Annotated in this window: 17 protein-coding genes; 4 read left to right on the top strand and 13 right to left on the bottom strand. The window is 67.4% G+C overall.

Going from position 1 to position 18466, the window contains the following annotated elements; genetic code table 11:
* Positions 1–34: 34 nt before the first annotated feature.
* Together LQV39_RS05535 and LQV39_RS05530 are read right to left on the bottom strand one after the other, a co-directional pair.
* A complete protein-coding gene (locus LQV39_RS05535) occupies positions 35–2233 on the bottom strand; it encodes an ATP-binding protein (protein WP_230021017.1) in 2199 nt (732 codons plus the stop codon).
* 71 nt (positions 2234–2304) lie between these two features.
* Complete coding sequence (locus LQV39_RS05530) at positions 2305–3456, bottom strand: pyridoxal phosphate-dependent aminotransferase (protein WP_230021016.1); 1152 nt, start codon at positions 3454–3456, stop codon at positions 2305–2307.
* A gap of 212 nt (positions 3457–3668) precedes the next feature.
* Here LQV39_RS05530 and LQV39_RS05525 point away from each other — a divergent pair, with 212 nt between their 5' ends.
* Together LQV39_RS05525 and LQV39_RS05520 are read left to right on the top strand one after the other, a co-directional pair.
* Positions 3669–4001, top strand: a complete 333-nt coding sequence (locus tag LQV39_RS05525) for a hypothetical protein (protein WP_230021015.1) — start codon at positions 3669–3671, stop codon at positions 3999–4001.
* A gap of 172 nt (positions 4002–4173) precedes the next feature.
* On the top strand, positions 4174–4779 hold the full coding sequence (locus LQV39_RS05520; protein ID WP_230021013.1) for an isochorismatase family protein: 606 nt from the start codon (positions 4174–4176) through the stop codon (positions 4777–4779).
* Between the two features lie 63 nt (positions 4780–4842).
* Here LQV39_RS05520 and LQV39_RS05515 read toward each other — a convergent pair whose 3' ends face one another.
* The 11 genes from LQV39_RS05515 to LQV39_RS05460 form a co-directional block, all read right to left on the bottom strand.
* On the bottom strand, positions 4843–6324 hold the full coding sequence (locus tag LQV39_RS05515; protein ID WP_374199411.1) for a tetratricopeptide repeat protein: 1482 nt from the start codon (positions 6322–6324) through the stop codon (positions 4843–4845).
* Between the two features lie 49 nt (positions 6325–6373).
* Positions 6374–8668, bottom strand: coding sequence for a molybdopterin cofactor-binding domain-containing protein (locus LQV39_RS05505; protein ID WP_230021008.1), 2295 nt, complete (start codon positions 8666–8668; stop codon positions 6374–6376).
* Positions 8665–9162 carry a (2Fe-2S)-binding protein gene (locus LQV39_RS05500; protein ID WP_230021007.1) on the bottom strand — a complete coding sequence of 166 codons (498 nt, stop codon included), beginning with the start codon at positions 9160–9162 and terminating at the stop codon, positions 8665–8667. Before LQV39_RS05500 ends, LQV39_RS05505 begins: the two co-directional genes overlap by 4 nt.
* Positions 9163–9236: 74 nt before the next feature.
* A complete protein-coding gene (locus tag LQV39_RS05495; protein ID WP_230021006.1) occupies positions 9237–10565 on the bottom strand; it encodes an erythromycin esterase family protein in 1329 nt (442 codons plus the stop codon).
* A gap of 16 nt (positions 10566–10581) precedes the next feature.
* A complete protein-coding gene (locus tag LQV39_RS05490; protein WP_230021005.1) occupies positions 10582–11829 on the bottom strand; it encodes an SRPBCC family protein in 1248 nt (415 codons plus the stop codon).
* On the bottom strand, positions 11780–12520 hold the full coding sequence (locus LQV39_RS05485; RefSeq protein WP_230021004.1) for a phosphoribosyltransferase: 741 nt from the start codon (positions 12518–12520) through the stop codon (positions 11780–11782). Before LQV39_RS05485 ends, LQV39_RS05490 begins: the two co-directional genes overlap by 50 nt.
* A 17-nt stretch (positions 12521–12537) precedes the next feature.
* On the bottom strand, positions 12538–13008 hold the full coding sequence (locus LQV39_RS05480; protein WP_230021003.1) for an Hsp20/alpha crystallin family protein: 471 nt from the start codon (positions 13006–13008) through the stop codon (positions 12538–12540).
* Positions 13009–13163: 155 nt separating this feature from the next.
* Positions 13164–14021, bottom strand: a complete 858-nt coding sequence (gene fghA, locus LQV39_RS05475; protein ID WP_230021002.1) for an S-formylglutathione hydrolase — start codon at positions 14019–14021, stop codon at positions 13164–13166.
* Positions 14022–14187: 166 nt separating this feature from the next.
* A complete protein-coding gene (locus LQV39_RS05470; protein WP_230021001.1) occupies positions 14188–14775 on the bottom strand; it encodes a chromate transporter in 588 nt (195 codons plus the stop codon).
* A complete protein-coding gene (locus tag LQV39_RS05465) occupies positions 14772–15365 on the bottom strand; it encodes a chromate transporter (RefSeq protein ID WP_230020998.1) in 594 nt (197 codons plus the stop codon). The genes LQV39_RS05470 and LQV39_RS05465 overlap by 4 nt, the downstream gene beginning before the upstream one ends.
* A 49-nt stretch (positions 15366–15414) precedes the next feature.
* On the bottom strand, positions 15415–15591 hold the full coding sequence (locus LQV39_RS05460; protein WP_230020996.1) for a hypothetical protein: 177 nt from the start codon (positions 15589–15591) through the stop codon (positions 15415–15417).
* Positions 15592–15716: 125 nt separating this feature from the next.
* Here LQV39_RS05460 and LQV39_RS05455 point away from each other — a divergent pair, with 125 nt between their 5' ends.
* Both LQV39_RS05455 and LQV39_RS05450 read left to right on the top strand, forming a co-directional pair.
* Positions 15717–15905 carry a hypothetical protein gene (locus LQV39_RS05455; protein WP_230020995.1) on the top strand — a complete coding sequence of 63 codons (189 nt, stop codon included), beginning with the start codon at positions 15717–15719 and terminating at the stop codon, positions 15903–15905.
* 302 nt (positions 15906–16207) lie between these two features.
* A complete protein-coding gene (locus tag LQV39_RS05450; RefSeq protein ID WP_230020994.1) occupies positions 16208–18301 on the top strand; it encodes an ATP-dependent helicase in 2094 nt (697 codons plus the stop codon).
* Positions 18302–18466 lie beyond the last annotated feature (165 nt).

Raw genomic sequence — 18466 nt, 5'->3', positions numbered from 1 at the left:
TCGCCGTTACAACTTGAATATCTTTTCGGCCGCCTCAACCCTTTATCTTGGCCTCGGCCGCGGCCGCCAGGATATCGGACAGCTGGGTCGTATTGACCGGCTTGACCAGGTAGTGATCGAAGCCGGCCGCCATCGAGGCATCGCGGTCCTGCTGGCGGCCGTAGCCGGTCATCGCGATCAGGGTGCTGCCCGCGGCCTGGGGCAGCACGCGCAGGCGGCGCGCCAGTTCGTTGCCGTCGAAGTCGGGCAGGCCGATGTCGAGCAGGCAGACGTCCGGGGCCATGGCCCTGGCCAGCTCCAGCGCGTCGCCGGCGCAGTACGCGACCTCGACCTCGTGGCCGGCCGAATGCAGGAACAGCTGCAGGGTGTGGACGGCGTCGACATTGTCGTCCACCAGCAGAATGCGCAGCGGCACCGCGCCCTCGGGCAGCGCTTCGCCGGAGGGCTGCGGCGCCAGCACCACGTCCTGGGTGTAGCGCGGCAGGCGCACCGTGAAGGTCGAGCCCTTGCCCAGGCCCGCGCTGGCCGCCTGCACGGTGCCGCCGTGCAGCTCGACCAGGCTCTTGACCAGCGCCAGGCCCAGGCCGAGGCCGCCCTGCGAGCGGTCCGGGGTGCGCTCGGCCTGGGTGAACAGGTCGAACACGCGGTCCACCAGCGCGGGTTCCATGCCGATGCCGTCGTCGAGCACCGTCAGCACATAATAGCCAAGCTCAGCCTCGCCCTCGGCTTCCAGGCGCACGCGTAGGGTGCCGCCTTCCGGCGTGTACTTGGTCGAGTTGTTCAGCAGGTTGGCGACCACCTGCACCAGGCGCTTGTGGTCGCCCTTGACGTGGGCCGGGCTGGGCGGCAGTTCGACCACCAGGCGGTGGCGCCGCGCCGTGATCAAGGGGCGGATCTGCTCGGCGGCGTCGTCGACCACGCGCTTCATGTCCAGCACTTGCGTCGACAGCGAGACCAGGCCGCGCGTCACGCGCGAGACGTCCAGCAGGTCGTCGACCAGGCTGGTCATGTGGTCCACCTGGCGCACGATGATCGAGCAGGTCTGGGTGATCTGGGCGTTATCCGAGTGCAGCAGCTTCAATAAGTGCGCCCCGGTGCTGATCGGCGCCAGCGGGTTGCGCAGCTCGTGCGCCAGCATCGCCAGGAATTCGTCTTTCCTCTGGTCGGCGGCGCGCAGCTCGCGCTCGGCCAGCGAGCGCGCCGACTCCTTCTTCTGCAGCGAGGCGGCCATCCGGTCCAGCGCCTGGGCCAGGTTGCCGATCTCCTCGTGGGCGTAGTCGATGCCGGAGCGGGCGTCGAGGTCGCCGGCGGCGATGCGCTCGGCGGTGCCCATCAGCTTGCGCACGCGCTGCACGATCAGCACGTCGCCGACCAGCCAGGCCGCGAGCAGGGCCAGCATGGTGGTGGCGGCCAGGCCCAGCAGCGACATCAGCTGGTCGTGGCGCGCGGCCGAGGTGATGGTCTCGGTCGGGATGCCGATGGTGACGGTGTAGTCGGTCAGGGCCGGCGCGCCGACGCGGGCGAAGGTGTGCAGGCGCTCGACGCCGTCCTCGCCGCGGATGGTGACGGCGCGCTGGCCGGCGGTGGCCTGGGCTTCCAGCGTGGCCGGCGAGAGACGCGTGCCGAAATAGCGCTCCGGGTCGGGGCGGCGCGAGATGATGCTGCCGCGCGCGTCGGCGGTGGCCAGCACGGAGCCCGGCGGCAGGTTGATGTCGTTGATGAAGGTGTCGAGGCCTTCCAGGTCCATCGCGGCGAACACCACGGCCAGCACCTTGCCGCTGCGGTCGATGACCGGGTAGGTGAGGTTGATCGTGTGCTTCTTGATGACGCGCCCGAACACGTAGTCGCCGGCGATGAAGCGGCGTTCGGAAATCGCGCGGCGGAAGTGGCTGCGGTCGCCCAGGTTCACGGGATGGAGCAGGGGCACGGCGGAGCAGGTGACGTCGCCGTTCAGCTGGATCAGGCCGAAGTTGACGAAGCCCTCGTTGCGGTCGAGGACATCCGACAGCAGCGAGGTGCACTTGGCGGTATCGCCCATCAGGTCGGGCACGCTGGCCAGGTCGACCAGGATCTGGCGTGCGCCTTCGATCGACTGGGCTTCGTTGGCCGCCGCCATGCCGGTCAGGCGGCGCAGGTTTTCCTCGGACGCCTTGATGGCGTGCTCGCGCTCGCGGATGCCCGACAGGATCGTCATCACTGCGAGCGGCATCATCGCCAGCGCAACCAGCAGCATCAAGCGGCTGCGCAAACTGTTCAGCCGAAATCGGCCTTTACCACGGCCCAACCCAGATGTCATTGTTCTCTTTACACTGCCTTGTAGGCATCACCAAATTCTATGATCCTGCGGATGCCGTCGCGCAGCGTCGCCACGTCGTCGGAAATGTAGCCCAGGCGGATAAAGCCCGGTACACCCAGCGCGTCGCCGGGCATGATGGCCACTTTCTGTTCTTCGATCAGCCGCTCTGCGAAGCCGACGGTGTCCATCGTCAGGCTGCGCACGTCCCCCCACAGGTACGGTCCGGAAGCCGGCGCGTGCATCTCTATCCAGGGGACCTCGGCAAACAGCTTCACCGCCAGATCGCGCCGCTGGCGGTATTCCGCCATCATCTCGTGGGGCGCGCCGGTGGCGAAGGCGACGTCGGCCGCCACCTGCGACAGGTGGGGCGCGGCGGCCGTGATCGGACCCTGCAGCGTCTGCATCGCGTTGACCACTTCGGCGGGGGCCAGCGCGAAGCCGACCCGCCAGCCCATCATGGCGTAGCTCTGCGAAGCCGAGAAGATGGTGATGACGCCGATCTTCCGCCAGTCGCACAAGGCCGCCAGGCTGGTGTGTGCGCCATCGAAGATCAGGTGCTCGTAACTTTCGTCGACGATCACCTTTGCTCCAATACGTTCCACCCAGGCACGAATGTGTTCCAGTTCGCCGCGAGTGTACACCTTGCCGGTCGGGTTGTGCGGGTTATTGATGATCACGACCCTGGGGGTTTCCAGGCTTTCCAGGAACTGTGGCGTGAAGGCGTCGGGCAGTTCCGCGAGGATGGGGCGCAGGCCCAGCAGCTGCGAGGTGGCGACGTAGGCCGGCCAGTGCGGCTTGAAGATCAGGACGCTGTCGCCGGGGTTGGTGATGGTGTACAGCGCTTCGTACAGCGCCTGCTTGGCGCCGTTGGTGACGATGATCTCGTCGGCGGTGGCGGCGATGCCGTTTTCCTTCGACAGCTTGTCGGCAAGGCGGCTGCGCACATCGAGGGCGCCGACCACGCTGGTATAAGGCATGGTGCGCTCGCGTTCGACCGCGGCGGCGACCGCGTCCAGCACCGGGCGCGGCGCCGGGAAGTGCGAGATCGCGATCGAGAAATCGATGACCGGCACACCTTCCGCGCGCAGGCTCTCCACGCGGCCATGCATGGCGGTGGTAGCGAGGGGGCGGGAGTTGGCGATCCTGGCCGAGATATGCATTCTGGTCTGTCTCCGTAACTATCTGATATTGCAGGAAATTTGGCGTTACACCGTAGAGTGTTTCCTGATTGTACTAGTTTTAAAAATTCATGACGCACGGGACACATATGTAACTGCCGGGCAATCCGGACGGGAAACCGGCGCATGCGCGAGCGCCGCGCCGCGGACGTTTCTGGTACGGTGGGCCTGAAGGATCATTGTTGGAGGAAACCATGCAAAACCCCATCGTTCGCACTTTCAAGCAGCTGTCATCCGCCGAACAGGCGCGCCAGGAGCTGCTGGCGGCCGGCGTTTCGGCCGACGACGTGAAAATCGATATGCTCATTTATGAAACCGGCGCCGTGCAGGGCAATTTCACCGTGGGCGACAACCCGGACGTGAAAGGCAAGACCGCCTACACGCACACCTACGCGCCCACGGCGCAGGACGACGTGCGCGACTGCATGATCGTCGTGAACGCGCTTGACGACGGCCTGGCGCAGCGCGCGGAGGCGATCCTGGAGCGGCATGGGGCGCTGGATCCGGATCCGGCGCATCGGCATTAATCGATACGTCGCTCCCGCGAAAGCGGGAGCCCATACCGAGCACCCGAAGTTGTACGGTCGGATACGGTATGGTAATTTTGAAGGACGTGATTTCTTTACTTCAGCATGGAGGGAATAGTGCTGGGGGCACTATTCCCGCTTTCGCGGGAATGACGATAGAGCGGAGAACTGCATGAGCGCCATCCATCTCGAACCCAGCGACGCCCTGCTCATCATCGACATGCAGGTCGACTTCCTCCCCGGCGGCGCCCTCGGCGTCGACGCCGGGCACGAGGTCGTCGCGCCGATCAACCACCTTATCGAGCTGTTCCGCGAGCAGGGCCTGCCCATCGTCGCCTCGCGCGACTGGCATCCGGAGAATCACTGCTCCTTCGCGGCCCAGGGCGGGCCGTGGCCGCCGCACTGCGTGGCCGGCACGCCGGGCGCCGAGTTCACCGCCGAACTGGCGCTGCCGGACGACGCCATCGTCGTCTCCAAGGCCGACACCGCGGCGCAGGACGCCTATTCGGCCTTCAATGGCACCAACCTGGCGGGCGAGCTGCGGGCGCGCGGCGTCGGACGGGTGACGGTGTGCGGCCTGGCCACCGATTACTGCGTGCTGAACACCGTCACCGATGCGCTGGAAGAGGGTTTCGACGCCATCATCGTGCCCGAGGCGATGCGTGCCGTGGATGCCGAAGCGGGTGATGGCAGGCGGGCGATGGACCGCATGGTGGCGCGTGGGGCGGTGCCGGTGCGTCTGGGTGAGGTGGGGATGACGGCGTTGTCGGTTGCGTGACCGGGTAGGTGGCGCGTCAATGGACGGTAGGGTGGGCACCCCGTGCCCACGCGGAAGCCGGCATCACGTCGACTTCACGCGCAGCAGGTATAACATGCCGGCCACGTCGGCGCCGTGCTCCTTGCGCAGCACGGCATCACGCGTTTCCACCACATCGAAACCAGCCGCCGCGCAGGCGCGCACATAGGCCGGCGCGTGCGCAAAGCGGTTCGAAGCCGTGATCGCATAGCCGGCGACGGCATCCCGATCCGGCGCGAGCGACTCCACCGAAAACGCAAACCAGCCACCCGGCCGCAGCGCCTGCGCCACGCGCTCGAACAGCGGCGCTAGCTCGCCGAAATACACCAGCACGTCGGCGGCCAGCACCAGCTCCCATTCCGCCCGCCGGCCTGCCAGCCAGCTCACGATGTCGGCGCAGGCCAGTTCGTCATACAGGCCGGTCGTGCGGGCCTTTTCCAGCATCTTCTCCGACAGATCGACCCCGGCGAGATGCCGCGCCATCGGCCGCAGCAGCGGCGCGCACAGGCCGGTGCCGCAGCCCAGGTCCAGCGCCGATGCCAGAGCCGGTTGCGGTCCCAGGCGATCGTGCAGCATGGCCGTTAACAGCGCCGGCGTGCGGTAATCCAGCACCCCGACCAGGTGGCGGTCGAAATGGCTGGCGTACTGGTCGAACAGGCCCTTGACGTAATCCGCGGGCGCCGAGGAGGGCAGCGCGCCGTCGCCCAATGCCGCCAGCGCGAAGGCGATGCCGGCCGGGTCGGCGCCCAGTTCGCGCGCGCGGCGGTAAGAATGCAGCGCGTCCTCGCGGCGGTCCAGCGCGCGCAGGACGTTGGCGCGGTAGTGCTCGGCCATTGCATAATCGGGGCGCAGCTGGAGCGCCTGTTCGTAGCTGTCCAGGGATTGTTCCAGCATGCCGGACTTCTTGAGGGCGGCGCCGCGCGCGCACCAGATCTCGGCCTGCCTGGCCGCCGGCGCGGCGGCCAGGGTGCGGTCGTAGGCCGCCACCGCTTCCGGGTGCCGCTCCAGCGCCTGCAGGGCATTCCCCAGCGCCTGCAGGGCGTCCGCATAGCCGGCGCGCATCGCCAGGGCCTGCTCGGCGCTGGCGGCGCCATCGGCATGGCGGCCCAGATCGTTCAAGACAATCGCGCGGTGGCACCAGGCTTCAGGATAGCCGGCTTGCAGGGCCAGCGCGCGCTCGTAGCTGTCCAGCGCCTCGGGCTGGCGTCCAAGGCGGCGCAGGGTGTTGCCGCGGTTGTTCCAGGCGAGCGCATAGCGCGGGTCGAGGCGCAATGCGGCATCGATGCTGTCCAGCGCCGCAGCATGCTGGCCGAGGTCGTTCAGCGCCGCGCCCAGGTTGGCATGGGCGCGGGCCTGCTGTGGATCGACCAGGAGCGCGGCGCGGATCAGGTCCACCGCGAGCGCGGGATCGCCGAGCTGGCGTTCGATCACCCCGCTCAGGTGCAGGGCGTCGAACTGCTGCGGGTCGCGCTCCAGTACCTGCCCGTAGAGGGCGCGCGCCTGCTCCAGCCGGCCCTGCTGGTGCAGGGCGACGGCCTGGCGGAGCAGGGCGTTCAGGTCCAGGCGAACTCCATGCTCAGCTCCAGCTGAGATCCGCCCTGGACAGCGGCAGCTCGCGCACCCGCTTGCCGGTGGCCGCGAAGATCGCGTTGCAGACGGCCGGCGCCAGCGGCGGGAACACCGGCTCGCCCAGGCCCGTGACCGGATAGTCGGTCTTCAGGAAGTGGGTCTCGATCCTCGATGGCGTGTCCGGCATGCGCAGCATCGGGTAATCGTGGAAGTTGCTCTGCACGATGCGGCCCTTCTCGATGTTCAGCGCCGGGTACATCAGCGTGGACAGGCCATCGATCACCGAACCCTGCACCTGGTTCTCGGCGCCGGACAGGTTGACGATCTGGGCGCCGATGTCGGTCACGACCACCACGCGGTCCACCTTCAGCTGGCCTTCCTTCGACACCGTGACCTCGGCCACCTCCGCCACATAGCCGCGGTGGCTGAAGTGGAAGGCCACGCCGGCGCCCTGGCCGCGCGCGAACTTGCGCTTGCCCCAGCCGGACTTCTCGGCCACGGCCTTGAGCACATTGCGCATGCGCGCCACGTTGTAGGGCACGCCGCGCTCGCCGGTGCCGGCCACCATGTCCTTGTCGCCCAGGATCTCGAGGCGGAATTCGATCGGATCGCGGCCGGCGGCATGCGCCAGTTCGTCGATGAAGCTGTGGAAGACCCAGGCGAACACGTTCGAACCCGGCGCGCGCCACGGTCCCATCGGGATGCGGCATTCGAGCGGGGTCTGCTCGAGCAGGCAGTTCGGCGCCCAGCGGCCGGGGAATTCGTCGCCCGACAGGTTGCCGCCGCTGCCCGGCCGCAGCACGCTGCCGGTGCTGCCGTCGCTTTCCTTCTGTTCGACGCGGTTGGCGAAGGTGACGAAGTGGTTGTGCCAGGCCACCAGCTTGCCCTGCTCGTCGACGCCGCCGCGCAGGAAGTGGAAACCGCCGGCGCGGAAGTGGTCGTGCTGCAGGTCGTCTTCGCGCATCCAGGTCAGCTTGACCGGCGCCTTGACCTTCTGCGCGATGGCGACCGCATCGACGATGAAGTCCGACGACAGCCGGCGCCCAAAGCCGCCGCCGCTGCGCGTGATGTGCAGCGTGATCTTTTCTTTCGGGAGGTTGAAGGTGCTGGCCACCAGCGCCTGGCCGGCGCCCGGGTTCTGGGTCGGCACCCACAGTTCCACGCTGCCGTCCTTCGGATCGATCGACGCCGTGCAGTTCTGCGGCTCCATGCTGGCGTGCGAGATGAAGGGGTAGACGTAGGCCGCCTCCACGGTGCGGGCGGCGCCCGACAGCGCGGTCTCGATGTCGCCGTCGCGGCGCATCGTGGCCACGCCAGGCTGCTTGGCTGCAGCCTGGGCCTGGGCCAGGAAGCCCGACCAGCTGTGGTGCGCGCCTTCGCCTTCGTCCCACTGCACCACCAGCTTCTTGCGTGCGCGGATCGCGTTCCAGGTACTGTTCGCGACGATCGCCACGCCCGGACGCAGGCCGTTCAGGTTGTCGGTGCCCTCGACGATGAAGGCGTCCTTCACGCCCGGCATGGCCTTGATCGCGTCCAGGTTGGCCGAGACCGGGCGCCCGCCCAGCACCGGGCACTTGACGTACACGGCGTAGAGCATGCCGGGCAACTGGACGTCGATGCCGAACAGCGGCTTGCCGGAGACGACCTTGTCGTTGTCGACGCCCCCGACGCGGGTGCCGAGCAGTTTATAGGCGGCCGGATCCTTCAGTTTCACGCCTTTCGCGTCCGGCACCGGGAGCCTTGATGCCGCCTTCACCAGTTCGCCGTAGCCGAGACGGCGGCGGCTGGCATCGTGCAGCACGGCGCCGCGTTCGGCGCGGCATTCGGCGGCCGGCACGCCCCAGGCCTGGCTGGCCGCCTGGACCAGTATGGTGCGCGCGGTGGCGCCCAGGCGGTGGAAGTTCTCGTAATTGGTAGGCGTCGAGGTCGAACCGCCGGCGCCCTGCGAACCATAGGCCGGGTTCAGGTCGCCCTGGACCACGCGCACGTCCTTCCAGTCGACTTCGAGCTCTTCCGCGATCACCATCGGCAGCGAGGTCTTGATGCCCTGGCCGATTTCCGGCTGCTTGGACACCAGGGTCACCGTGCCGTCCTGGGCGATGCGGATGAAGACGTTGGGCGAGAATTCGGCAGCCGCCGCATTGGCGCCTGCGCCGGCCTGGCCCTGGGCGAGGGCGGCGATCGCGCCATTGCCGAAGACGCCGAGCGCCAGCAGCGAGCCCCCGGCCGCGGACTGGCGCAGGAAGCTGCGGCGCGCATTCGAGACCGGCGCGGATTTCAGATCGTCGTGGCGGGCGCTCATTTCTTGCCCTTTCCGGTCGAGGCGGCGGACGCGCTCGATGCGATATCGGCGGCGCGCTGGATGCCGGCGCGGATGCGGACATAGGTGGCGCAGCGGCACAGGTTGCCGGCCATGGCATCGTCGATCTGGGCCTCGGTCGGGCGCGGATGCTGCTTGAGCAGGGCGCAGGCGCTCATGATCTGGCCGGACTGGCAGTAGCCGCACTGGGGCACGTCGAGTTCCTGCCAGGCTTGCTGCAGCGGGTGCGCGGCTTTGGCGTCGAGTCCCTCGATGGTGGTGATCTTGCGCTTGCCGATGCTGGACACAGACAACTGGCAGGCGCGCGCCGGCTGGCCGTCCACGTGAACGGTGCAGGCGCCGCAAGCGCCCACGCCGCAGCCGTACTTGGTGCCGACCAGGCCCATGGTGTCGCGCAGGGCCCACAGCAGGGGCGTATCGGCTTCGACGTCGACCGGCTGCGCCTTGCCGTTGACGTTCAACGTGTATTTACTCATGTGTTGTTTAGGTTATTGCCAGAACAGAACAACACAATCGTAAACCAAAGCAGGCCGTCAAGACCAAGGTTTTATTACAATCCGCCGGGGTAGGTCTCCGGCGGCTCCTCCGAATGCCAGCCGCCGCCCGCATCGAGGGGCGTGACTGCCGTGGTGCGGTCGATGTGGATCACGGCGTCGAACTGCACCGCCATCTGCGCCGAAAAATAATGGCTCTGGCGCTCGGTGCGCGGTAGATAGATGACGCCGATCGCCCGTTCCAGGCGGCGCTGCATCAGGGCTTCGCGGGCGGGGTTATCCCCGCGCAGCGGGAGCAGGAAGCGCTCGATGCCGGTGTTGTGCAGCAGTTCCTCGTAGCTGCCCGGCATGCCGGGACGCACCTGCTTGTGCTCGGCAGGGCCGTCCCATTCCGAGGCTGCCGTCACATAGCCTTCATAAGTCGAAAAGCCGATCAGGCGGGTCTGGCCGTCGTAGGCCTTGCGCGCCAGTTCGCCGACGTTCCACTCGCCCAGTTCGCCGACCTCGGTGGCGCGGGCGTCGCCGATGTGGGAGTTGTGTTCCCAGACCACGATCCTGGCCGGCTCGCCATCCTTTGAGAGGTGCTGGGCCAGGGCATCCAGTGTCTCGGCCATGTGGCTGTCGCGCAGGTTCCAGGACGAGACGCGGCCGCGGAACATGGTCCGGTAGTATTCCTCGGCATTCTTGACCAGGCGCGCGTTCTGCTGGGCGTGGAAGAAGGCGTCGGCGCTGCCGTCCTTTTGCGAGTACTCGTAGGCGCGCTGCTGCAGCTGGTTCAGCTGCTCGATCACGCCTTCCTCGCAGGAGGCGGACAAATTCATGTTGGCCGAATAGCCGTAGTGCTGGCTGTCTTCATAATAGTGGTCGAAGCAGGCATAGCGTTCGCGCGCCACCCTGGCCGCCTGCGGATCGACCTTGTCGAGGTAGGCCAGCACTTCGCGCAGCGAGGTGAACAGGCTGTACAGGTCGAGACCGTAGAAGCCGACCTGCTTGCCATCGGCCTGCTTCCGGTTGCGCTCGCGCAGCCATTCGACGAAGGCGGAAACGTCCGTATTCCGCCACATCCAGTTCGGGAAGCGCTCGAAGCCGGAGAGGGCGGCGTTGGCGTCGCCATCCTCTCCCTGCCCGCGGACGTAGCGGTTGACGCGGTAGGCATCCGGCCAGTCGGCCTCGACGGCCACGGCGTGGAAGCCCTTCTCCTCGATCAGCCTCTGGGTGATCCGCGCGCGCTCCTCGTAGAACTCGTGGGTGCCGTGGGTGGCTTCGCCCAGCAGCACGAAGCGGGCGTCGCCGACCAGGTCCAGCAGTGCGTCGTAGTCGCGCGGGCCGCCGTTCAGGGGGACGGCGGCCGCGCGAATGGCGTCAAGGGGATCGAGGTTCGCCATGATGGGCTGGCTTGCCTCAATGCAGGAAGCGGCTGGTCCAGCTGGACTGGGCGGCCTCGCGCGGCAGCGAGCCGCGCTCGATGAAGGACCGCATGCGCGCCAGGTCCTCGTCCATCTTGGACTTCGGATCGGAGCCGAGCAGCAGGGCCAGGCCATGGCCGAGGGCGCCGGCCGGCGGCGTATAGGCCATGCGCACGGTGACCAGGGTGCCGCCGCGGTGGCGTTCGAACTGGATCGAGCCGCTGTTCGGGATTTCGGCGCCGGCTTCGCTGCGCCATGCCAGGCGGTGCGGGCGGCTCTGCTCGGTCAGCACGGAATTCCATTCGAATCTGGAGCCGCCCGGGCCCTTCACGCTCCAGTGCGATCGGCGGTGGCCGAGGTCGCGCACTTCCGTTACGTGGGACATGTAGCGCGGGAAGTTCTCGTAATTCGCGAACTGTTCGTAGACCACGTCCGGCGACGCCTCGATGTGGATGGTCTTCTCGAAGTCGATGGTCTGGTCCATGCTCAGGTTGCGCGCCAGGTCCTTGCCCATGCCGAGACCGGCTGCGCCGCGGCCCGCCAGGGTGCGCAGCGGCTGGTTGGCGGCCCCGCGCGCCAGCAGGGCGGCGCCGGCCAGGCCGAGTACGGCGCTCATCGGCGAACGGCGCATGATGCCCAGCAGGGCCAGCAGGCCGCCGCCCACCAGCGCGGTATTGCGCATCGTCGGGCCCCAGGCGCCTTCGCTGTCGCCGCGTACTTCCTCCGCCATGCGCTTGCCGAGGCGGCCGGCGCTCTTGCGGGTGTCGTCGTAGAAGTCGACGGCGCTGTCGGCGGCGCGGCTCACGGCCTTGCTGACGCTGCTGCGGGCGTTCGAATAGGTGTCGCTGTCCTGCAGGTCGTCGGCGCTGCTCTTTGCCTTCGAGATCGCATCCTCGGCCATATCGCTGGCGGCGCTGGCGGCGCGGCTCATCGCGTCCCTGGCGGTCGACAGTGCGCTCGAGATCGCCGAGCCGATGCTGCCGTCCGGCTTCGCGGCTTCGATGGCATCGTCGGCGGCAGCGCCCATGCGGCTGCCGGCGCCACGCCAGACATTGCCGAGGGCGCTGGAAGTGCGCGAGCCGGCGTTGCGCACGGCGGCGGCCGACTGGGCGCGGCGTGCGCCGCCGCGGTCGGGGTCGAGCATGTACATCAACAGGGCGCCGGCGGCGGCGCCGCCCAGCCATTTGGCAAGTTCAAGCCCGGTGTCCGTCGTCGTCGTGCTTGTCGTCGGCAGTCGTTGCATGATTCGGTCCTCCATGTGGTTGTTGTCGTTCGGCCGTCCGCGCATGCCAGGCGTCGGCCAGCAGATCCTGCACTTCCTCGTCGCTGGTCTGGTCGAAGGCGTCGTACCACTGGCCCACGGAGCGGAACAGGGGCGGCGCCGACAGGCACACCAGATGGTCGACCTCCGGCTCGAGCAGGGCCAGTGTCTGCGGCGGCGCCACCGGCACCGCTAGCACCAGCTTCCCCGGGCCGAGGCCGCGCGCCACGCGGATCGCCGCCAGCATGGTCGAGCCGGTGGCGACACCGTCGTCGACCAGGATCGCAGTGCGCCCAAGCAGGCTCAGCGGTTCGCGCGCGCCGCGGTAGGCCCGCTCGCGCCGCTGCAGCTCCCCCAGCTCGCGCTGCGTGACCGCCTCGACCTGCTCGGCCGTGACGCCCATCAGGCCGGGCACGCCCGCCTGCAGCACCCGCACGCCGCCGCTGCCGACCGCGCCCATGGCGTATTCCTCGTGATTCGGCAAACCCAGCTTTCTGACGAGGAGGATATCGAGTTCGATGGCGAGCCGCTGTGCGATGGCGAACGCAACGGGCACACCGCCGCGCGGCAGCGCCAGCACGATGGCGTCCGCGCGGCCCGCGTACTCACGCAAGTCCCGGGCCAGCAATTTGCCGGCCTGGGTGCGGTCCTTGAAGCGGCGAAACTCTGCCATGCCTGGTCGTGCCCTCGCTACTGGATGGTCAGACGCTTGGCCGCGCCACCCTGCTTCTTGGGCAGCGTCAGCATCAGGATCCCGTTTTCGAGCCTGGCCTCGGCGCCGGCGTCGTCGACCTCGGACGGCAGCGTGAAGCTGCGCTGGTACCTGCGCGTCGAACGTTCAGAATACACTACCTGTTCGCCCTCACGCTGTTCGTTTGCCTGCTGACATTCCCCCTCGATCGTGACGCGCTGGCCGTCGATCGAGACCTTGACGTCGTCCTTCTTGACGCCCGGCAGCTCGGCTTGCACTTCGAAGGTTTTCTCGGTCTCGCTGAGGTCGAGACGCGGCATGGCCAGGCCATCGTCGGTCCAGCGGCCGCCCTGGGCCAGGGGTGCGAGGAAATCCTGGAACATGCTCTCGACCATACGGCCGAACTGGTCGTCCATGGGGCCGCCGCGCAGGGTGGATAGCGGGCTGTTGCCTCTCCTGATCAGGTTCATGATGAGACCTCCCTTTGTAATGGATGAATTACATGGCGGGCGATGCAAAGCATGCCGCCACTCTTTTTATAGGGCGTACGAGAACCGTTTTCAAGCGGGGTGCAGGCAATATTGATGCCCGCCAGCCGGCGGGCACTTCGCGGGAATTCGCCGGCTCAGCCGAGATTGCGGCTGTGGAAGCGCAGGTGGTCTTCGACGAAGGTCGAAATGAAGTAATAGCCGTGGTCGTAGCCGGCGTGGCGGCGCAGTTCGAGCGGCTGGCCGGCGGCGCGGCAGGCTTCCTCGAGGGCTTCCGGGTACAGCTGCTCGGCGAGGAACTTGTCGGCCAGGCCTTGGTCGACCAGGATGCCGTCCGGGAAGACGGCGCGGCCCGCATCCTTGATCAGTTCGGTAGCGTCGTGGGCGCGCCAGGCGGACTGTTCTGCGCCGAGGTAGCCGCCGAATGCCTTCTGGCCCCAGGGGCAGCGGGTCGGTGCGGCGATCGGCGCGAAGGCCGAGACCGAGCGGAACAGGTCCGGGTGGCGCAGCGCCAGGGTCAGCGCGCCGTGCCCGCCCATCGAGTGGCCGAAGATGCCGACCCGCTGCGGATCGGCGGGGAGGGTGGCCAGCGCCAGTTCGCGCAGCTCGAGGATATAGCTCTCCATGCGGTAGTGGCGCGACCATGGCTCGGCGGTGGCGTCGAGATAGAAGCCGGCGCCGGCGCCGAAGTCCCAGTTGTCCGTCTCGCCGGGGACACCGGCGCCGCGCGGGCTGGTGTCGGGCGCGACCAGGATGATGCCCAGCTCGGCGGCGACCCGCTGGGCGCCGGCCTTGATCATGAAGGTCTCTTCGGTGCAGGTCAGACCGGCCAGGTAGAACAGCACCGGCAGCCGTTTGCCTTCGGCGCCGGGCGGCAGGTAGACGGAAAAGCGCATCGGCAACCCGATCGCGCTCGAGGCGTGCTGGTAGAAGCGCTGCACGCCGCCGAAGCAGGCGTGTTCGCTGAGCATATTTAATTGGGCAAGCTCGGTCATTTTCTTCCTCTTCAGGTGAGCAATAACGCAAGTATGCCTGCTGCGCGCTCGCCGTGCACGGGGCAATCACACGAAGCCCGGGCTGATGTAAAGCGCCCAGGGCAAGGCGCACCGTCGAAGACAGTACGCTAGTACGCCGAGACGGTGCAACGCCGCCATGGGCGCTTTACACCAGCCCGAAAGCGCCGAGCAGGGCGCCGGCCGCGAGTACCCACAACAGATGCAGCCGCGTACGCCAGATCACCGCCCCGGCCGCCACCGCCAGCAGCGGCAGGCGCCAGCCGGCGGCGCCGACCGAGCTGCCGAGGATCCAGGCGGTCGACAGCAGCAGGGCGATCACCACCGGCGCCATGCCTTGCTTGAAGGCGCGCACGGCGCGCAGCTCGCGGTTGCGGTGGCCCCAGCGCGCGGCCGCGTAGGTGATGATGGTGGAGGGCGTCATGATGCCGACCATGGTGACCAGCACCCCGAACAGGGCGGCGCCCAGGCTGCCGGCGTTCAAGCCCACGTGCCAGCCCATCAGGGCGACGAACAGCACGTTCGGCCCGGGCGCGGCCTGGGCCAGGGCGATGGCGGCGTTGAACTGGTCCTGGGTCAGCCAGGCATGCTGCTCGACCAGGAAGCGGTGCATCTCGGAGGAGGTCGAGATTGCGCCGCCGATCGACATCATCGACAGCAGCAGGAAGTGGCCGAACAGGTTCAGCCAGTCGGACCAGGCCAGGGTCAGGTGCAGGGTCTCGGGCGCCGCGCTCATGCCTTGAGCCTGCGCCAGGTGAGGATGCAGCCGAGCCCGCCGAGGCCGGCCAATACATAGAGCAGCGGACACTTCAGCAGTGCGACCAGCACGAAGCCGAGGGCGGCGATGGCCACGCACCAGGACATGGGCAAGGGGCTGCGCTTCAGGGCCACGGCCAGTTTCAGGCCGGCGGCGCCGATCAGGCCGGCCGAGACGGCGGCCATGCCGCGCAGGGCGCCGGCCACCTGCGGGCTGTCGGCGAAACGGTCGTGCAGCACGGCCAGGCCCAGCACCAGCACCAGCGGCAGGGCCAGCAGGCCGGCCAGTGCGGCCAGGGCGCCGGGCAGGCCGAACCAGCGGCCGCCTATCATCAGCGACAGGTTGACCACATTCGGGCCCGGCATGATCTGGGCGACGGCCCAGTCCTCGATGAATTCTTCCTGCGTCAGCCAGCGCTTGCGCTCGACCAGTTCGCGCTGGACGACCGCGAGCACGCCGCCGAAACCCTGCAGGGCCAGCCAGGTGAAGGAGCTAAAAAGATCGGTCAGGGACTGCGGACGGGGCGGAGAGACGGGCTCTACCGGCGATGGGTGCGGCGGTTTGCTCATGGCGCGATTATCGCGCCACACCCCTTGAGCTGTCCATGCGGAGTGCTACTTAGCCGCCGCCGATGCCGCGCATGACGCGGCCCGTGCCTTCGCATTCCGGGCACTGCTTGCCGTCGGCGAGCTTGCCGCTGCCGCCGCAGGTTTCGCACAGGTCCTCGCCCGCGCCCGGGGTGCCCGGTTCGGCTTCGTCGCCCGGTTTCATGTCGGGATCGGGAGTCGTGGTCATGGGGGCCTCGCTGGTGGTGGATGACGCGACCATTCTAGGCCGGGCGGCGCGGAGGCGGCGCACGCGCTCACGTGTGCGATACTGCATTGGCGGCAAGCGGCCGCGATCACAGATCGGGAGGACCGATGGACCAAATTCGTAGCAGCCAGCGTCAGGACCTGCACCGCCGCGAGATCGTCAATGCCGGCATCAAGCTGCAAGAACGCGCCGGCACCGTGTCCGCCGTCGAATTCCTGCGCTCGCAAGACATTGCTTCTTCAGTAATTGAACGGGTATTGGGCGAGCCGGAACGCCGCCGTGCAATTGCTGCCTGAGCCTTTACCAGGCGCATATGGTTATGCACAAAAGTTTCCTGCGCACATCTTGCAAAAATATTTGAATTGTGCGCCTCTTGACTTCGTAAACCATTGATTTTGTGGTCTTCAAAAGCTGCACGTGCAATGGGCAACTTGTTGAAAGCCGCATCAATCCTTGCTTCCGGCATGTCAAGGGGGTGTTTTTCCACATGCTTGTCCACAGTTTTTGTGGATATCTGTACAAGCCTTCGCGGCATATTTGGCTTGCTTAAGTCTACTGGATAAATGTACAGTTCTGTCATCAACAGAACTGTCGTCCCATGCCCGATACCGCCGACCCCAGCCTTGCCGAGCCCGCGCTCGCGGACCCCTATGCGTCCCTGAATCCCGAACAGCGCGCGGCGGTCGAGCATGACGTCGGCGCCGCGGGATCGCGGCCCTTGCTGGTGGTCGCCGGCGCCGGTTCGGGCAAGACCAATACGCTGGCACACCGCGTTGCGCGCCTGATCCAGTCAGGCGCCGACCCGCAGCGCATTCTATTATTGACGTTTTCGCGGCGCGCCGCCAACGAGATGGTGCAGCGCGCCGGCGGCGTTTTGCAGCGCATCTTCGGCACCTCCGCGCAGGCCGTGGCCGCGCTGCCCTGGGCCGGCACCTTCCACGCCATCGGCGCGCGCCTGTTGCGCGAGTACGCGGGCCGGATCGGGCTGGAAGCCTCCTTCACCATCCACGACCGCAGCGATTCCGAAGACCTGATGGGCATGGTGCGCCAGGACATCGGCCTTACCGGCGGCCAGAAGCGGTTTCCGTTAAAAGGAACTTGTCTGGCGATCTATTCGCGCGTCGTGAACAGCCGCGACAGCCTCGGCGAGGTGCTGCAGTCGACCTTCCCCTGGTGCAGCGAGTGGGAAGAGGAACTGAAACGCCTGTTCGGCGCCTATGTCGACGCCAAGCAGGAACAGAACGTGCTCGATTACGACGACCTGCTGCTGTTCTGGTCCGAGATGGCGGCCGACCCGGAGCTGGGGCTGGAGCTGGGTGCGCTGTTCGACCACGTGCTGGTCGACGAATATCAGGACACCAACCGCCTGCAGGCCGCCATCATCCAGGGCATGAAGCCGGACGGGCGGGGCGTGATGGTGGCCGGTGACGACGCGCAAAGCATTTATTCCTTCCGCGGCGCGACGGTGCGCAACATCCTCGATTTTCCGCAGGCTTTCTCGCAGCCGGCGCGCGTGATCACGCTGGATCGCAATTACCGCTCGACCCAGCCCATCCTGGACGCGTCGAACGCGGTGATCGCGGCGGCGCTGGAACGGCATGCGAAGACGCTGTGGACCGATAAGGCATCGACGGCAAAGCCGCAGCTGGTGCTGATCCCGGACGAGGCCGAGCAGGCGCGCTGGGTCTGCAACCAGGTGCTGGCGCAAAGGGAAAGCGGCACGAAGCTGACCCAGCAGGCGGTGCTGTTCCGCGCCGCCAGCCACAGCGCGGCGCTGGAGCTGGAACTGGTGCGCCGGAACATCCCCTTCGTGAAGTTCGGCGGCCTGAAGTTCCTGGAGGCGGCGCATATCAAGGACATCCTGGCGGTGCTGCGCTTTGCCCAGAACCCGAGCGGGCGCCTGGCCGGCTTCCGCGTCGCCCAGCTGATCCCCGGCATCGGCCCGGCCACCGCGGCGCGCCTGCTGGATGCGGTGAGCGAGGCCGCCGAGCCGACCGCCGCCGTGGAAGCCTTCGAGGCGCCGGCGCGCGCGCAAGGCGACTGGGAGCCCTTCGTGGCGCTGTTCCGCACCCTGCGCGCGCCGGGGCTGCGCTGGCCGATGGACATCGAGCTGGTGAAGAACTGGTACCTGCCGCACCTGGAACGCCTGTACGACGACGCGCCGGTGCGCGCGGCCGACCTGGAACAGCTGGTGCAACTGGCCGGCGGCTACGGCTCGCGCGAGAGTTTCCTGACCGAGCTGACGCTGGACCCGCCCGACGCGACCAGCGACCGCGCCGGTCCGCCGCTGCTGGACGAGGACTACCTGATCCTGTCGACTATCCATTCGGCCAAGGGGCAGGAGTGGAAGGCCGTGCACGTGCTGAACGTGATCGACGGCTGCATCCCCTCCGACATGGCGACCGGCAGCGCCGACGACATCGAGGAAGAGCGGCGCCTGCTCTACGTGGCGATGACGCGCGCCAGGGAGCAACTGCACCTGGTGCTGCCGAACCGCTTCTTCATCAAGCAGCAGGCGCAGATGGGCGATCGCCACGTGTATGCCCAGCGCACCCGTTTCATCAGCCCGGCCATGCTCAAGCATTTCGAGGAATGCAGCTGGGTGAACGCGGAAACGCCGCACAGCCGCAAGCCGATGCCGACCGAGGTGAGAATGCTGGTGAGAGACAGGGCAAGAAACGCATGGAAATAAGGCTGAAATGAGGCTAGTCCAAACGAGTTATCCCCCGTGTCCTACACGTGTAGGAATTTGCCTCATAGCCATATCCTGCACAAAACTAAGGCGCGTGTAAGTCCTTGATTTGTATAGGCTTAAAATTTGCCTGTTGAACGGGCAATTTGTTGAAACCCGCACCAA

Source organism: Massilia sp. Bi118 (assembly GCF_918697865.1).
Lineage (GTDB): Bacteria > Pseudomonadota > Gammaproteobacteria > Burkholderiales > Burkholderiaceae_D > Telluria.
Note: the sequence above shows the minus strand (reverse complement) of the source record. Positions and strands in the feature narration are given on the sequence as shown.

What these genes read in the sequence shown, in the direction of transcription:
- LQV39_RS05535 (WP_230021017.1), bottom strand. Translation starts at nt 2,233, where the DNA reads ATGCTGCTGGTTGCGCTGGCGATGATGCCGCTCGCAGTGATGACGATC.
- LQV39_RS05530 (WP_230021016.1), bottom strand. Translation starts at nt 3,456, where the DNA reads ATGCATATCTCGGCCAGGATCGCCAACTCCCGCCCCCTCGCTACCACC.
- LQV39_RS05525 (WP_230021015.1), top strand. Translation starts at nt 3,669, where the DNA reads ATGCAAAACCCCATCGTTCGCACTTTCAAGCAGCTGTCATCCGCCGAA.
- LQV39_RS05520 (WP_230021013.1), top strand. Translation starts at nt 4,174, where the DNA reads ATGAGCGCCATCCATCTCGAACCCAGCGACGCCCTGCTCATCATCGAC.
- LQV39_RS05505 (WP_230021008.1), bottom strand. Translation starts at nt 8,668, where the DNA reads ATGAGCGCCCGCCACGACGATCTGAAATCCGCGCCGGTCTCGAATGCG.
- LQV39_RS05500 (WP_230021007.1), bottom strand. Translation starts at nt 9,162, where the DNA reads ATGAGTAAATACACGTTGAACGTCAACGGCAAGGCGCAGCCGGTCGAC.
- LQV39_RS05495 (WP_230021006.1), bottom strand. Translation starts at nt 10,565, where the DNA reads ATGGCGAACCTCGATCCCCTTGACGCCATTCGCGCGGCCGCCGTCCCC.
- LQV39_RS05490 (WP_230021005.1), bottom strand. Translation starts at nt 11,829, where the DNA reads ATGCAACGACTGCCGACGACAAGCACGACGACGACGGACACCGGGCTT.
- LQV39_RS05485 (WP_230021004.1), bottom strand. Translation starts at nt 12,520, where the DNA reads ATGGCAGAGTTTCGCCGCTTCAAGGACCGCACCCAGGCCGGCAAATTG.
- LQV39_RS05480 (WP_230021003.1), bottom strand. Translation starts at nt 13,008, where the DNA reads ATGAACCTGATCAGGAGAGGCAACAGCCCGCTATCCACCCTGCGCGGC.
- fghA (WP_230021002.1), bottom strand. Translation starts at nt 14,021, where the DNA reads ATGACCGAGCTTGCCCAATTAAATATGCTCAGCGAACACGCCTGCTTC.
- LQV39_RS05470 (WP_230021001.1), bottom strand. Translation starts at nt 14,775, where the DNA reads ATGAGCGCGGCGCCCGAGACCCTGCACCTGACCCTGGCCTGGTCCGAC.
- LQV39_RS05465 (WP_230020998.1), bottom strand. Translation starts at nt 15,365, where the DNA reads ATGAGCAAACCGCCGCACCCATCGCCGGTAGAGCCCGTCTCTCCGCCC.
- LQV39_RS05460 (WP_230020996.1), bottom strand. Translation starts at nt 15,591, where the DNA reads ATGACCACGACTCCCGATCCCGACATGAAACCGGGCGACGAAGCCGAA.
- LQV39_RS05455 (WP_230020995.1), top strand. Translation starts at nt 15,717, where the DNA reads ATGGACCAAATTCGTAGCAGCCAGCGTCAGGACCTGCACCGCCGCGAG.
- LQV39_RS05450 (WP_230020994.1), top strand. Translation starts at nt 16,208, where the DNA reads ATGCCCGATACCGCCGACCCCAGCCTTGCCGAGCCCGCGCTCGCGGAC.